The following is an 11,496-nucleotide window of genomic DNA, read 5'->3' as shown; positions in this document are numbered from 1 at the left end:
CCCCCCCCCCCCCCCCCCCCAAAAAACCCCCCCCCCCCGCGGCGGGGGGGGGCGCGACGGTCTTTGGGCAAACTAATTTAATGCGATGCCGGGCTAGGCGGCCCGCTCCATGGCTGCCCCATGCAAGGCCGCCAGCACTTCCGCCGGCCCGGTCATCCCCGCCAGCATTCCTTTCGCATCCACCACCGGCACGCGCGCCAGCCCGAGCCTTGCGGCCAGCGCCGCCGCTTCGGTGGCCGGCTGCGTGTCATTCACCGCCACCCCGGCCGTCATCAGGTCGCCCACGCGCTGCGCCTCGCGCATGCCCGCCAGCGACACCAGCGCCAGCCTGGCGCGCGAACCCAGCGAGCGCATCTCGGCTTCCGAGGCCGCGCGCAGCAGCTGGGCCTGGGTCAGGAGGCCCAGCAGCCGCCCTTCCCCATCCACCACCGGCAGCGCCGGCACGCCGTGGCGCAGCAGCTGTTCGCGCGCGCTCGACAAGGGCTGGTCCGGCGCCAGGCGCGCCACCGGCGCCACGCTCACTTCGCCGGCACGCAGTCCGCGCGCGCGGCGTTCGGCCGCGTGCTGCTCGGCGTCGTGGACGATGGTCGCCAGGTCTTCGCGGCTCACGTCCAGTGGTTCGCCAAAGTGTTCCAGCGCCGCGTCCAGGTCTTCGTCGTCCACGATCGACGGCTTGACTGGCGCGTGCGCGTGGTGCGCTCCGGTCAGGCGGTTGTAGGCCAGCGCCGCCACGACCAGCAGCACCGCATTCAGGCCTACCGGCGCCAGCGCGAAGGCGAAGCCGGCTTCGCGCACCGCGTCGCCGCCCAGCACGGCCGTCATCGCCGCCGCGCCGCCGGGCGGATGCAGGCAGCGCAGCAGGAACATCATCGCGATCGCCAGGCCGCCGGCCAGGGGCGCGGCCAGCATCGGTTCCGGAATCAGCTGGGCGCAGGCCACGCCGGTCAGCGCCGACACCACATTGCCGCCGATGACCGACCAGGGCTGGGCCAGCGGGCTGGCCGGCACGCAGAACAGCAGCACGGCCGATGCCGCCATGGGAGCGACCAGCCAGGCGATATGGGCGCCGGGAGCGGCCCAGCCCAGCGCGATGTGGCTGAGCAGGCCGGACAACAGCAGGCCGATCACGGCGCCGAGGGCGGCGCGGGCTTGGGCAGTGGGAGGAAGGGCAACCGGTTGCGGCAGACGGCGACGGAGACGGGAAGCGGCGCGAATGAGCATTGCGGAAAAGTTGGACGGAAAATACTTCTATTACACCACAATTGCACAAAATAGGTGCGAGCTCGTCCATGACGGTGCGGACCGCTCTACCGTGGTGCGTTGCGCCACAACAAACCAACCCCCAACAGGGGGCGAGCATTCAAAAAAGCAATGATGTACGATATGCAAGCTTGCGCATGCACCGCGCCGCCACCCAACAACAAGGACACCAAGATGAGCATCTTCCAACGCCACGCAGTCACCGCCCTCGCCGCCGCCATCGCAGCCGGCTGCCTCGCCACCCCGGCCCTGGCCGCCGCGCCGATGGCCAAGACCCCGGCGCCCGGCTACTACCGCATCATGCTGGGCGATTTCGAAGTGACCCCGCTGTCGGACGGCACGGTCGACTTGCCGGTCGAGCAGCTGCTGGCCGACAAGGCGGACAAGACCAAGACCACCCTGGCCAAGCACCACCTGAAGACCCCGCTGGAGACCTCGGTCAATGCCTACCTGATCAATACCGGCGCCAAGCTGGTGCTGGTGGACGCCGGCGCCGGCAGCTTCTTCGGCCCGACCCTGGGCAAGCTGATCGCCAACATGAAGGCCGCCGGCTACAGCCCGGAACAGGTGGACGAGATCTACGTCACCCACTTCCACGGCGACCACGCCGGCGGCCTGGTGAACAATGCGCAGATCGTGTTTCCGAACGCCGTCCTGCGCGCCGGCAAGAACGAAGCCGACTACTGGCTGAGCCAGGAGAACATGGACAAGGCCAAGGACAAGGGCGGCTTCCAGGCCGCGATGGCGGCGGTCCAGCCGTATGTGAAGGCCGGCAAGTTCAAGGCGATCGAGGGCGACGTCGAGCTGGTGCCGGGCATCCGCGCCCACGGCACCGGCGCCCACACCCCCGGCCACACCACCTATATGGTCGAAAGCAAGGGCCAGAAGCTGCTGGTGATCGGCGACCTGATCCACGTGGCCCCGGTGCAGATGGCCGAGCCGAAGGTGACGATCTCCTTCGACAGCGACCAGAAGGCCGCCGCCGCCGCACGCAAGAAGGAATTCGACGCCGCCGCCAAGGGCGGCTACATGATCGGCGGCGCCCACCTGCAGTTCCCCGGCCTGGGCTACCTGGCCACCGAGGGCAAGGGCTACCGCTTCATCCCGGTGAACTTCACCCAGATGCGCTGAGCGAGGCGCCCCTCAGGCTTTCCAGCACCCCGATCAGGTGGTCGAAGTTGACCGGCTTGACCAGGTGGTGCTGGAAGCCCGCCGCGAGGGCTTCCTCGCGGTCCTGCTGCTGGCCGTAGCCGGTCACGGCCACCAGCACCGCATCCCGCGTCTCCGGCTGGGCGCGCAGGCGCCGCGCCAGTTCCTTGCCGTCCATCTCGGGCAGGCCGATATCCAGCAGGCAGACGTCCGGACGCACGCTGCGCGCCCGGTCCAGCGCCCGCAGCGAATCGTGTTCGATCACCACTTCGTGGCCGTGCGAGGCCAGCAGCATGCCGAGCATCTCGGCCGCATCGGCATTGTCGTCCACCACCAGCACCTTCAAATGCCCGGCCGCCGGCGGCGCCTCCAGCGCAGGCAGGTCTTCCGGCAGCAGGGTCTCCTGCTCGAGCGGAAGCGTGATCACGAAGGTGCTGCCCTTGCCCAGCCCCGGGCTGGTGCAGCCGACCGTGCCCCCGTGCAGCTCCACCAGGTTCTTCACCAGCGCCAGGCCCAGTCCCAGGCCGCCCTGCGAGCGGTCCGACGAGCGTTCGGCCTGGGTGAACAGGTCGAACACGCGCCCGGTCAGTTCGCGGTCCATGCCGATGCCCTCGTCGCGCACCGACAGCACCAGGCGCGGGCCGAGCGCCTCGGCGCGCAGGTCGATCTGGCGCCCTTCCGGCGTGTACTTGCTGGCGTTGCCCAGCACATTGGCCACCACCTGCACCAGGCGCGCCTTGTCGCCCAGGACCACGGCGCCGTGCGGCGGCAGGCGCACCGACAGCTGCTGGCCGCGCGCATCGATCATGGGCCGCACCTGCTCGACCGCCTCGTCGACCACCACGCGCGCATCGACCGCCACCCGCGCCAGGGTGATCAGGCCGCGCGTCACGCGCGACACGTCCAGCAGGTCGTCCACCAGGCGGGTCATGTGGCGCACCTGGCGGCCGATGATGGTGCTGCTCTGCTGGACCCGCGCCTCGTCCATCGCGCCCAGCTTGAGCAGCTCGGCGGCGGCGCTGATCGGCGCCAGCGGGTTGCGCAGCTCGTGCGCCAGCATGGCCAGGAATTCGTCCTTGCGGCGGTCGGCCTCCATCAGCTTGTCCTCGGCCAGCTTGCGGTCGGTGATGTCGCGGAAGAAGGAGGCGATGCCGCCGTCCTGGGTGGGATAGGCGCGGATCTCGGACCACACGCGGCGCCCGCCCGGGAACACGCGGCAGTATTCGGCGCTGCCGGCGCTGCGCGTGCGCATCACCTCGCGGTACATGCGCCCGCCCTCGGTGTCGAGCGATTCGGGGAAGATTTCCCAGTGGTTGCGGCCGATGACCTGGTGCGCGTCGAGGCCGCAGATGCGCAGGCCCTCGGCGTTCATTTGCAGGATGGTCCAGTTGCGGTCGAACAGGGCGAAGCCTTCGGCGATGGCGTCGAAGATGTAGCGGGCGCGGTCGCGCTCCACGCGCAGCTCGGCCTGGGCGCGCACCGCTTCGGCGGCCGACCAGGTGCGCTCGGCGACGTCGCGCGCCAGGCGGGCGTCGTGGTCGCTCCAGTGGCGCGGATGCGGGGTGTGGATGCCCAGGCAGGCGGTCAGGCGGCCGCGCTTGACCAGCGGGACCGCGAGCAGCGCGCCGACCCGCTCGGCCACGTAGACGCTGCGGAAACCGGCGGTGCGGACGTCGCGCGCGCTGTCGTCCATGCGCACCACGTTCCCGGCGCGCAGCTCGGCTGCGAGCGCCGGGCCGAAGTCGGCGAACTGGAACTCGGGGCGGGTGGGCACGGCGCGCCCGTCCTGGCTCCACATGCGCGGCACGCTGAAACGGCCCAGGGCGTCGTCCATCTCGGCGTACAGCACGCGCGCGGCGCGCAGCTCGCGTCCCAGCAGGCCGCTGGCGGTCTCGATCACCTCCTCCGGGTGCAGCAGCGGGCGGATGGCGTCGGAGACGCGCAGCTCGAAGGCGGCGCGGCGTTCGGCCAGCACGCGGCTGGTGGTTTCCATGCAGGTGCAGAACAGGCCCGCCGTTTCGCCGTCGGCGCCGTGCAGGGGCGCGAAGGAAAAGGTGAACATGGCGCGCTCGGCGTAGCCGTGGCGGCGCAGGGTCAGTTCCATGTCCTCGTGGTAGACCGGCTTGCCGGACAGGGCGCGGTCGACCATGGGAACCAGGTAGGGCCAGACTTCCGGCCAGACGTCGGACAGGCGCGCGCCGAGTGCCTGCGGGTGGCGCTCGCCCAGCAGGGGAATGTTGGCGTCGTTGTAGAGGAAGACAAGCTCGGGGCCCCAGGCGATGAACATGGGGAAGGACGAGTGCAGCATCATGTCGACCGCCGTCCTCAGGGCCGGCGGCCAGGTAGCGGCGGGGCCTAGCGTGGTGGAGGACCAGTCGTGGCGGCGCAGCAGGGCCGGCATCTGGCTGTCTCCTCCAAGACCGGTGTGCGTGAACGGGGCCATGCGAAAGATTGTCGCATAACTTTTCGTTAATGCCGTGTCATTTTTTTTACGGCTGGGTGGGGGGAAGGAGCCGTGGGAGGTGTGCTGCGAACTTGGGCGGAACAATGCCAGTGGCATTGTTCCGGACTTCGCCGGAACGACGTGCTGATGTGGCCGACTAACGGAGCTATTGCGGCTCGCTGCCAAAAAACGTCATCCCGGCGAAGGCCGGGATCCAGGTTTGCGCGAGCAGCCGAAAACGTCAGAGCTTGATGAAATGCTCGCGATAATACTTCAGCTCTTCAATCGACTCGGTAATATCCGCCAGCGCCGTATGCTTCTGGTGCTTCTTGAACCCGGTCGCCAGCTCCGGCTTCCAGCGGCGGCACAGTTCCTTGAGGGTCGACACGTCCAGGTTGCGGTAGTGGAAGAAGGCTTCCAGCTTCGGCATGCCGCGCGCCATGAAGCGGCGGTCCTGGCAGATCGAGTTGCCGCACATCGGCGACTTGTTCGCCGGGACGTACTGCTTGAGGAAGGCGATCAGCTGCTCTTCCGCCTGCGCCTCGTCCACGGTCGAGGCCTTGACGCGGTCGATCAGGCCCGACTTGCCGTGCGTGCCCTTGTTCCAGGCGTCCATCTTGTCCAGGGTCTCGTCGCTCTGGTGGATGGCGAACACCGGGCCCTCGGCAACCACGTTCAGCTGGGCGTCGGTGACGATCACCGCGATTTCGATGATGCGGTCGTTGTCCGGGTCCAGGCCGGTCATTTCCATGTCCACCCAGACGAGATTGAATTCGTTCGGGCGTTCCTGGGCGATGCCAGGCAATTGCGTTTCATTGGCTTGTGACATAATTCTCGCTTATTCCTGATAGTTGCCTTATCAATCAATCCCGCATTTTCTCACAAGCACACATGTCTTCACTCGGGTTTTCGGTTTTGTTCGTCGTATTTCTGCTGCTGACGCTCGGCCTGCGCTTCTGGCTGGCCAGCCGGCAACTTCGCCACGTGCTGCGCCACCGCGCCAGCGTCCCGGCCGAGTTCGCCTCTAAAGTGCCCCTGCACGCGCACCAGAAAGCCGCCGACTACACCGTCGCCAAGACCCGCGCCGGCATCGTCGGCCTGTTCTGGGGCGGCGTGGTGCTGGTCGGCTTCACCCTGCTGGGCGGCCTGCAATGGCTGTCGACCGCCCTGCTGCCGGTCACCGGTCCGGGGATGCTACACCAGATGGCTTTGGTGGTGACGTTCGCGATCCTGTCCGGCCTGCTGGACCTGCCGCTCGACTGGTACCGCCAGTTCGTGCTGGAGGAACGCTTCGGCTTCAACAAGATGACGCCCGCCCTGTGGTTCTCGGACCTGCTCAAGGGCGCGCTGGTGGGCGCGGTGATCGGCCTGCCGCTGCTCTGGGTGATCCTGACCCTGATGGACAAGAGCGGCGACCTGTGGTGGTTCTACACCTGGCTGGTGTGGAGCGGCTTCCAGCTCTTGATGATGGTGCTCTACCCGACCGTCATCGCGCCGCTGTTCAACAAGTTCACCCCGCTCGCCGACGTGAGCCTCAAGGAGCGCATCGAGGGCCTGATGGCGCGCACCGGCTTCGCCTCGAAAGGCCTGTTCGTCATGGACGGCAGCAAGCGCAGCGCCCACGGCAACGCCTATTTCTCGGGCTTCGGCGAGAACAAGCGCATCGTGTTCTTCGACACCCTGCTCTCGCGCCTGGAACCGCAGGAGATCGAGGCCGTGCTGGCCCACGAACTGGGCCACTTCAAGCTGCGCCACATCGTCAAGCGCATCGTGGTGATGTTCGCGCTGTCGCTCGCGTTCCTGGCCCTTCTCGGCTACCTCAAGACCCAGGTCTGGTTCTATACCGGCCTCGGTGTCCAGCCCTTCATGGACGCCTCGAACGACGGCATGGCCCTGATCCTGTTCGCCCTGGTGCTGCCGATCTTCACCTTCGTGCTGTCGCCGCTGAACTCCATCACTTCGCGCAAGCACGAATTCGAGGCCGACGCCTTCGCTGCCAGGCATACCGACTATCGCCACCTGGTCTCGGCCCTGGTCAAGATGTACGAGGACAATGCCTCGACCCTGACCCCGGACCCGCTGCATTCGGCCTTCTACGACTCGCACCCGCCGGCCTCGATCCGGGTGAAGCACCTGACCATGGCGGCCGCATGAAACTCGCCGACCGCCACTGCATCCGCAACGCCCAGGCCCTGAATCCGCGCGTCGTCGACGCCATGCTGAACGACGTGCCGGGCTGGCAGGCCGCCAACGGCGTGCTGCGCCGCGACTTCAGGTTCGCCGACTACCGCGCCACCATCGCCTTCGTGAACGCCGTCGCCCGGATGGCGGAACAGGAAGACCACCACCCGGACCTGGCGGTAGGCTACGGCAAGGTCGGCGTGAGCTGGAGCACCCATTCGGCCGGCGGCGCGCTGACCGAGAACGACTTCGTCTGCGCGGCGCGCACCGACGTCCTGTTCGACCAGCAGGCGGCGGCATGAGCGAGTTGAAAGGCACCATCATCGCGGCCCACGGCCGCCACTACCTGGCCGATGCGGACGGCGTCAAGCTGCAATGCGTCACGCGCGGCAAGAAGACCAATGTGGCCGTCGGCGACATCGTCCACCTCAAGAAGACCTCGGAAGACCAGGCCGTGATCGAGCGCATCGCCGACCGCGCCACCCTGCTCTACCGCTCCGACCAGTACAAGTCGAAGCTGCTGGCGGCGAACATCTCGCGCCTGTTCATCGTCGTCGCGACCGAGCCGAGCTTCGCCGACGACCTGGTCTCGCGCGCCCTGGTGGCCTGCGAGGCGGCCGGCATCGAGGCCCACCTGATCCTCAACAAGATCGACGTCGAGGACAACCTGCCGCGCGCACGCGAGCGCGTCGCCGTCTACGCGGCCCTCGGCTACCCGGTGCACGAGGTGTCGGCCAGGACCCGGCCGGAGGACACCGTCGCCACCCTCATGCCGCTGCTCGAAGGCCATTCCTCGATCTTCATCGGCCAGTCCGGCATGGGCAAGTCCTCGCTGATCAACCTGCTGGTGCCGGACGCCGACATCGCCGTGCGCGAGATCTCGGAAGCGCTCGACACGGGCAAGCACACGACCACCTTCACCCGCCTCTACTGGCTGAAGGACGGGGCATCGATCATCGATTCGCCCGGCTTCCAGGAGTTCGGCCTGTATCACCTGACCGAAGGCATGCTGGAGCGCGCCTTCATCGAGTTCAAGCCCTACCTGGGCGGCTGCAAGTACTATAACTGCCGGCACTTGGCCGAGCCCCAGTGCGCGGTGCTGGGCGCGGTCGCGGACGGCAAGATCGCGAAGATGCGCCACGAGCTCTACGCCCAGCTGCTGCACGAGTCCTCGCAAACCCTTTATTGATGAGCTGAATGGCCGCGTATAGAATATTTACGCAGTCAATAATCCCGAATCCATGCCCTTTATGTAAGGGCAAACAAAAACCCTTATAATTCAAGGGATAACAGATAGCAGACCTCATTATGCCCGGCACTACTCCGATCAAGCACTTCCTGCAGTTCTCCGACTTCACCCGCGACGAATTCGAATACGTGATCAAGCGCGCGGAGGTCATCAAGCGCAAGTTCAAGGCCTACGAGGTGTACCACCCGCTGGTCGACCGCACCCTGGTGATGGTGTTCGAGAAGAGCTCGACCCGTACCCGCCTGTCCTTCGAGGCCGGCATGCACCAGCTGGGCGGCGCGGCGATCTACCTGAACACCCGCGACAGCCAGCTGGGCCGCGGCGAGCCGGTCGAGGACGCCGGCCAGGTCATGTCGCGCATGTGCGACATCATCATGGTGCGCACCTTCGGCCAGGACATCATCGAGCGTTTCGCCGCCCATTCGCGCGTGCCGGTGATTAACGGCCTGACCAACGAGCACCACCCCTGCCAGGTGCTGGCCGACGTGTTCACCTTCTACGAGCACCGCGGCTCCATCACCGGCAAGACGGTGGCCTGGATCGGCGACGCCAACAACATGCTGTATTCCTGGCTGCAGGCGGCCGAAGTGTTCGGCTTTCACCTGAACGTCTCGACCCCGAAGGGCTACGAGCTGGATCCAAAGCTGGTCAATACCTCGCGCTACACCCTGTTCGATAATCCTTCGGATGCCTGCGCGGGTGCGCACCTGGTGAACACCGACGTCTGGACCAGCATGGGCTACGAAAAGGAAAACGCCGAGCGCCTCAAGGCTTTCGACGGCTTCATCGTGGACGGCGCCAAGATGGCGCGCGCCGCGCCGGACGCCCTGTTCATGCACTGCCTGCCGGCCCACCGCGGCGAGGAAGTGGCCGCCGAAGTCATCGACGGCCCGCAGTCGGTGGTCTGGGACGAGGCCGAGAACCGCCTGCACGTGCAGAAAGCCCTGATCGAATACCTGCTGCTCGGCCGCATCGAGGACAAGTAATGATCGACCATACCGGCGTCATCGTGGCGGACTACCTGCGCAGCCGCGCCTTTTACGAAAAGGCGCTGGCGCCGATCGGCTATGCGCTGCTGGCCGAGATTCCGGCCGCCGTCACCCAGGGCACCGATGTCGCCGGCTTCGGCGAGCCGCCCAAGCCGGATTTCTGGATCTCGGGCGCGACCGCCGCGAAGCCGGTCAACCATCCGCCGGTGCACGTGGCCTTCCGCGTGACGACTCGCGCCATGGTCGATGCGTTTCATGCGGCGGCGCTGGCCGCCGGCGGCCGCGACAATGGTGCGCCGGGACCGCGTCCGCATTATCATGCGAACTATTACGGCGCTTTCGTGCTGGATCCGGACGGCCACAACATCGAAGCCTGCTGCCACGAACCCGCTTGATCTGCGCTTGACCCGTTTTTACGATTAACCTTTTTACCCACCACAACCATATGTTTGATCGTTGGCCCGTCGCCTTGCTTCCCTGCCTGGCGGCACTCCCATGGGCCGGCTGACCATTTAGTCCCCTCCATCCTTCCATCACTGGACATTCCATGAGCGACATCAAAAAAGTAGTACTCGCCTACTCCGGCGGCCTCGACACCTCGGTCATCCTGAAGTGGCTGCAAGACCATTACAACTGCGAGATCGTGACCTTCACGGCCGACCTCGGCCAGGGCGAAGAGCTGGAACCGGCGCGCGCCAAGGCGCTGAAGTTCGGCATCAAGCCGGAAAACATCTACATCGACGATGTGCGCGAGGAATTCGTGCGCGACTTCGTGTTCCCGATGTTCCGCGCCAACACCGTGTATGAAGGCGAATACCTGCTGGGCACCTCGATCGCGCGTCCGCTGATCGCCAAGCGCCTGATCGAGATCGCCAACGAGACCGGCGCCGACGCCGTCTCGCACGGCGCGACCGGCAAGGGCAACGACCAGGTGCGTTTCGAGCTGGGCGCCTATGCGCTGAAGCCGGACGTCAAGATCATCGCCCCGTGGCGCGAATGGGACCTGCTGTCGCGCGAGAAGCTGCTGAAATACGCGGAAGACGCCGGCATCGACATCGACATGAAGCACAAGAACGGCGGCGCGCCCTACTCGATGGACGCCAACCTGCTGCACATCTCCTTCGAAGGCCGCCACCTGGAGAACCCGAGCGCGGAAGCCGAGGAATCGATGTGGCGCTGGACCGTGTCGCCGGAGCAGGCGCCGAACGAAGCCGAGTACCTGGACGTGGAATTCGAACAGGGCGACATCGTCGGCCTGAACGGCAAGCGCCTGTCGCCGGCCGCCGTCCTGACCGAGCTGAACCGCCTGGGCGGCAAGCACGGCATCGGCCGCCTGGACCTGGTCGAAAACCGCTACGTCGGCATGAAGTCGCGCGGCTGCTACGAAACCCCGGGCGGCACCATCATGCTGCGCGCCCACCGTGCGATCGAATCGATCACCCTGGACCGCGAAGTGGCGCACCTGAAGGACGACCTGATGCCGCGCTACGCTTCGCTGATCTATAACGGCTACTGGTGGGCGCCGGAGCGCGTCGCGCTGCAGACCCTGATCGACCACACCCAGAAGAGCGTGAACGGCTGGGTCCGCCTGAAGCTGTACAAGGGCAATGTGATCGTGGTGTCGCGCGATTCGAAGACCGATTCGCTGTTCGACATGAACATCGCGACCTTCGACGAAGACGGCGGCGCCTACAACCAGGCGGACGCGGGCGGCTTCATCAAGCTGAACGCGCTGCGCATGCGCATCGCCGCCAAGGCGCGCGCCAAGCGCGGGCAGTAAGCTGGTTTCCAGCTTGTGAAAGAGCCGCCTGCGGGCGGCTTTTTTTCGTCCTGTTCGCGCGGTAGAATCGTTTTCCATGAATGCTGACGCGGACAATCCCTGCCTCGACTGCGGCGCCTGCTGCAAGTCGTTTCGTGTGTCGTTCTACTGGGCCGAGGCGCAGGAGTGCGGGCTGCCTGAGGGATGGACGGAACAGGTGACGCCGCATTTGTCGTGCATGAAGGGGACCAATGCGTCGGCGCCGTATTGCGCGGCGCTTGGGAAGGGTGATGCCGGGGTGATGGCGTGCGGGGTGTATGCATGCAGGCCGAGTCCGTGCAGGGAAGTTCAGATTGGGGATGAGAAGTGCAGTCGGGCCAGGGGGATGCATGGGTTGGCGCCGATCGAAACTGCACGGCTGATCGAGCAAACTTAGGTTCCCGCCTTCGCGGGAACGACGGTTTTG

At 66.4% G+C, this 11,496-nt stretch carries 11 protein-coding genes; 8 read left to right on the top strand and 3 right to left on the bottom strand.

Features of this window, described 5'->3' with window-relative positions; all coding sequences use genetic code 11:
• Positions 1–93: 93 nt before the first annotated feature.
• Positions 94–1,128, bottom strand: coding sequence for an HPP family protein (locus KBW95_RS24100; RefSeq protein ID WP_373888851.1), 1,035 nt, complete (start codon positions 1,126–1,128; stop codon positions 94–96).
• Between the two features lie 306 nt (positions 1,129–1,434).
• Between KBW95_RS24100 and KBW95_RS24095 the strand changes: the two genes are divergently transcribed.
• On the top strand, positions 1,435–2,391 hold the full coding sequence (locus tag KBW95_RS24095; protein ID WP_211526964.1) for an MBL fold metallo-hydrolase: 957 nt from the start codon (positions 1,435–1,437) through the stop codon (positions 2,389–2,391).
• Here KBW95_RS24095 and KBW95_RS24090 read toward each other — a convergent pair.
• Both KBW95_RS24090 and orn read right to left on the bottom strand, forming a co-directional pair.
• On the bottom strand, positions 2,375–4,810 hold the full coding sequence (locus KBW95_RS24090) for an ATP-binding protein (RefSeq protein WP_211526973.1): 2,436 nt from the start codon (positions 4,808–4,810) through the stop codon (positions 2,375–2,377). The genes KBW95_RS24095 and KBW95_RS24090 overlap by 17 nt on opposite strands.
• Before the next feature lie 283 nt (positions 4,811–5,093).
• Positions 5,094–5,681 (bottom strand): oligoribonuclease, encoded by a 588-nt coding sequence (gene orn / locus KBW95_RS24085; RefSeq protein WP_211526965.1) that lies wholly within the window; start codon positions 5,679–5,681, stop codon positions 5,094–5,096.
• A gap of 62 nt (positions 5,682–5,743) precedes the next feature.
• Here orn and KBW95_RS24080 point away from each other — a divergent pair, with 62 nt between their 5' ends.
• The 7 genes from KBW95_RS24080 (at position 5,744) to KBW95_RS24050 (ending at position 11,466) form a co-directional block, all read left to right on the top strand.
• Positions 5,744–7,006: a M48 family metallopeptidase gene (locus KBW95_RS24080; RefSeq protein ID WP_211526966.1), complete on the top strand. Its 1,263-nt coding sequence runs from the start codon at positions 5,744–5,746 to the stop codon at positions 7,004–7,006.
• Complete coding sequence (locus tag KBW95_RS24075; protein WP_211526967.1) at positions 7,003–7,335, top strand: 4a-hydroxytetrahydrobiopterin dehydratase; 333 nt, start codon at positions 7,003–7,005, stop codon at positions 7,333–7,335. The genes KBW95_RS24080 and KBW95_RS24075 overlap by 4 nt, the downstream gene beginning before the upstream one ends.
• Positions 7,332–8,222, top strand: coding sequence for a ribosome small subunit-dependent GTPase A (gene rsgA / locus KBW95_RS24070; protein WP_211526968.1), 891 nt, complete (start codon positions 7,332–7,334; stop codon positions 8,220–8,222). The genes KBW95_RS24075 and rsgA overlap by 4 nt, the downstream gene beginning before the upstream one ends.
• Before the next feature lie 119 nt (positions 8,223–8,341).
• Positions 8,342–9,268 carry an ornithine carbamoyltransferase gene (gene argF / locus KBW95_RS24065; protein ID WP_211526969.1) on the top strand — a complete coding sequence of 309 codons (927 nt, stop codon included), beginning with the start codon at positions 8,342–8,344 and terminating at the stop codon, positions 9,266–9,268.
• Positions 9,268–9,666 carry a VOC family protein gene (locus tag KBW95_RS24060; protein WP_211526970.1) on the top strand — a complete coding sequence of 133 codons (399 nt, stop codon included), beginning with the start codon at positions 9,268–9,270 and terminating at the stop codon, positions 9,664–9,666. Before argF ends, KBW95_RS24060 begins: the two co-directional genes overlap by 1 nt.
• Before the next feature lie 152 nt (positions 9,667–9,818).
• Positions 9,819–11,051, top strand: a complete 1,233-nt coding sequence (locus tag KBW95_RS24055) for an argininosuccinate synthase (RefSeq protein ID WP_211526971.1) — start codon at positions 9,819–9,821, stop codon at positions 11,049–11,051.
• A 76-nt stretch (positions 11,052–11,127) separates the two neighbouring features.
• Complete coding sequence (locus KBW95_RS24050; protein WP_211529530.1) at positions 11,128–11,466, top strand: YkgJ family cysteine cluster protein; 339 nt, start codon at positions 11,128–11,130, stop codon at positions 11,464–11,466.
• Positions 11,467–11,496 lie beyond the last annotated feature (30 nt).

Origin of the sequence: Massilia sp. ZL223 (genome assembly GCF_018119395.1) — a bacterium.
GTDB lineage: Bacteria > Pseudomonadota > Gammaproteobacteria > Burkholderiales > Burkholderiaceae_D > Telluria.
Note: the sequence above shows the minus strand (reverse complement) of the source record. Positions and strands in the feature narration are given on the sequence as shown.

What these genes read in the sequence shown, in the direction of transcription:
- KBW95_RS24095 (WP_211526964.1), top strand. Translation starts at nt 1,435, where the DNA reads ATGAGCATCTTCCAACGCCACGCAGTCACCGCCCTCGCCGCCGCCATC.
- KBW95_RS24090 (WP_211526973.1), bottom strand. Translation starts at nt 4,810, where the DNA reads ATGCCGGCCCTGCTGCGCCGCCACGACTGGTCCTCCACCACGCTAGGC.
- orn (WP_211526965.1), bottom strand. Translation starts at nt 5,681, where the DNA reads ATGTCACAAGCCAATGAAACGCAATTGCCTGGCATCGCCCAGGAACGC.
- KBW95_RS24080 (WP_211526966.1), top strand. Translation starts at nt 5,744, where the DNA reads ATGTCTTCACTCGGGTTTTCGGTTTTGTTCGTCGTATTTCTGCTGCTG.
- KBW95_RS24075 (WP_211526967.1), top strand. Translation starts at nt 7,003, where the DNA reads ATGAAACTCGCCGACCGCCACTGCATCCGCAACGCCCAGGCCCTGAAT.
- rsgA (WP_211526968.1), top strand. Translation starts at nt 7,332, where the DNA reads ATGAGCGAGTTGAAAGGCACCATCATCGCGGCCCACGGCCGCCACTAC.
- argF (WP_211526969.1), top strand. Translation starts at nt 8,342, where the DNA reads ATGCCCGGCACTACTCCGATCAAGCACTTCCTGCAGTTCTCCGACTTC.
- KBW95_RS24060 (WP_211526970.1), top strand. Translation starts at nt 9,268, where the DNA reads ATGATCGACCATACCGGCGTCATCGTGGCGGACTACCTGCGCAGCCGC.
- KBW95_RS24055 (WP_211526971.1), top strand. Translation starts at nt 9,819, where the DNA reads ATGAGCGACATCAAAAAAGTAGTACTCGCCTACTCCGGCGGCCTCGAC.
- KBW95_RS24050 (WP_211529530.1), top strand. Translation starts at nt 11,128, where the DNA reads ATGAATGCTGACGCGGACAATCCCTGCCTCGACTGCGGCGCCTGCTGC.